This window comes from Thermogemmata fonticola (genome assembly GCF_013694095.1).
Lineage (GTDB): Bacteria > Planctomycetota > Planctomycetia > Gemmatales > Gemmataceae > Thermogemmata > Thermogemmata fonticola.
Window position 1 is genome coordinate 1 of sequence record NZ_JACEFB010000029.1, and the last position, 2600, is coordinate 2600.

Consider the following 2600-nt stretch of genomic DNA (forward strand, 5'->3'; position numbering starts at 1 on the left):
TTCCATCGGCGGAACCGTTGGCCGGACGCGGGCCGCGACCCACACCCTGGCCCCAGTTCGTGTTCAGCAACATTCTACATTTCTCTCGCAAGTCATAGACGTTTGCAGCATCGGCTCCGCAAATCTCAGCAATTTTATGCCGAATCGTATGGTAATCGACGACTCCTTGACGGCGGAGCTGAAGATAGACTTGAAAGACCGGATCGTTTTTGTCCCAACCGACGGCATCGTCTCCGTCGTAGCCTTCCTTGAGCCAGTATTCCTGGAACTCGACGCCGGGGATAGGAATGCGGCGTTTGAAGCATTCGCGGCGGAACATGTCTTCCCATTTGGCGGCCATTTGTTCTGGGGTCATGGTGTGGGCCTGGAGGTAGAGGTCGCGGGCGATGCGGCCGCGGGCCGTGTTGGGGAAGCACTGGAGGACGGGGTCGGCGAGGCGGATTTTGCGTTTGGTCGGCGGCTTGTCACGGGGGACGGGGGGCGGCGGAGTTTGGCGCGGCGGCGGGGCGGCAGGACGGGGTCCGGAGCCAGAGGCGGCGGAGCGGGCCGAGCGGCAGCAGGCGGCGCAGCGGCAGGGCCGGGGCCGATGACGGTAGCGGTTCATCTCCAGGCGGACGATCAGGTCGGCGGCCTTGGCCATCTGCGTCGGTTTGTTCGTGCGTAAAAGCTGGCGTAAGATCATGCAGGCTTCGCGGCAGGCATGACGTATGTTCTCACGTTCATAATAACGGACTTCCTTACGGAAGAAGTGATGGTACATTTCGATGCGGTCGAGAAGGACATCTTCGGACACCTGGAGTTGTTCGGCGATGGCTTTCCAGTCGTGGGCGTGGGCGCGGAGGTAGGCGGCGCGGCGGACCCAGGCACGCTCTTCGGGGGTGAAGTGGCCGTCCCAGAGGGGTCCGCGCGGTGGGCTGGACGGTTTGTGTTCCGCGGTGGCGGTCATGTCCAGGTCCTCCGCTGGGTTGGTGTGAACTCTTGTTTACTGGCCTTTTACTGTACTTATGCACCATGAAATGGGAAAAGTCAAATGGGAAAGGAAAAATTTTTTGGCCGCAGGGGGGGGTGAATGGTGAAGGGCGGGAAGCAGCGAATGGCGAATGGCGAAGGGGGAAGTAGCGAGCCGCGACCGCTAGGGAGCGGCGGGAAGCGGCCAATGGCGAAGGGTGGGAGACGGACCAGGTGGGTGCTGGGGGTCGGCCGTTGCGTTCTTTTGTACAAGTGTTTTATTGTTCAAAAAACAATGGATTGTCAAGTTGAGGTTGTTCCGCGTTTCGGGGATGGGGCGGGGCGATGTCCCTGCGGGTGCAGGAGACGGTTTTGCGGGATGAGTTTGCGTGTCATGACGGTGCGGGAGGGGGAGGGGGGCCGCTCCCTGGCGGTCGCGGCTCGGTGATGCCTGCGTCGCGGCTCGCCGTCTTTTGCCCTTCGCTATTCGCTGTTTTCCACCGCTCGCCGCTCGCTGCTTGCCTGAAAGTTTCCCGCGCCTTGCGGCATCAGGGGCTGGCCCTCACCCCTTTTTCCCCTCTCCCGAAGCTTCGGGAGAGGGGATGACTTCCCACGCCTTTCGGCATCACTGCATGTGAAAGGAAGATTGACGGCCGTGAGCTGTCTAGTGAGGAAGTGTTTCAAACGCCTTTCGGCATCACTGCATGTGAAAGTTCATGACCTGCGTCTCGATCCTTGGCCACGAGTTTTGTTTCAAACGCCTTTCGGCATCACTGCATGTGAAAGGCAGTCAAGCCGCTGGCCTCGCGCAGCAACTCCGAGTTTCAAACGCCTTTCGGCATCACTGCATGTGAAAGTCAACCCCCTCGTCCACCCCCAAGTCTCGGCCTGCTAGTTTCAAACGCCTTTCGGCATCACTGCATGTGAAAGATCGACTCGGTATCCCGGATGCGGGCCGCTAGCGAGGTTTCAAACGCCTTTCGGCATCACTGCATGTGAAAGCGTGTATCGTCGGCCCACACGGCAAAATCCATCGCTGTTTCAAACGCCTTTCGGCATCACTGCATGTGAAAGCCGCATGGATGCTATCTGGGCCTTTGACTTGCCCTCGTTTCAAACGCCTTTCGGCATCACTGCATGTGAAAGTATCAGCCAACTCCTCTACAGTTCGCGCCTTTTCTCGTTTCAAACGCCTTTCGGCATCACTGCATGTGAAAGACCGGGCAGAGGCAACTATCGGTTCTCCCAGTTCGCTGTTTCAAACGCCTTTCGGCATCACTGCATGTGAAAGCCAAATGATGCTATAGTCAGGTTATTTCGATCTACCTCAGGTTTCAAACGCCTTTCGGCATCACTGCATGTGAAAGAAGAAACACCAGGAGATCGTGTCGGACATATATCGTGTTTCAAACGCCTTTCGGCATCACTGCATGTGAAAGACAAATCTTTTGCCGTAAATTGTCCCGATGCTCCGAGATGTTTCAAACGCCTTTCGGCATCACTGCATGTGAAAGTAAGTGGAAGAAAGGAGGAAGCGGAAAAAGAATTAGTTTCAAACGCCTTTCGGCATCACTGCATGTGAAAGCATGGGGAAGAAGCGGAACGATCCCAAATATAACGTTTCAAACGCCTTTCGGCATCACTGCATGTGA

At 57.2% G+C, this 2600-nt stretch carries 1 pseudogene and 1 CRISPR repeat array; the pseudogene reads right to left on the minus strand.

The annotated features are described in order from the left end of the window. Positions 1 to 946, minus strand: a pseudogene (locus H0921_RS17520) (hypothetical protein); the annotation flags it as partial. Positions 947 to 1553: 607 nt separating this feature from the next. Beyond that, positions 1554 to 2533: a CRISPR direct-repeat array (repeat unit 36 nt; unit sequence GTTTCAAACGCCTTTCGGCATCACTGCATGTGAAAG). Positions 2534 to 2600 lie beyond the last annotated feature (67 nt).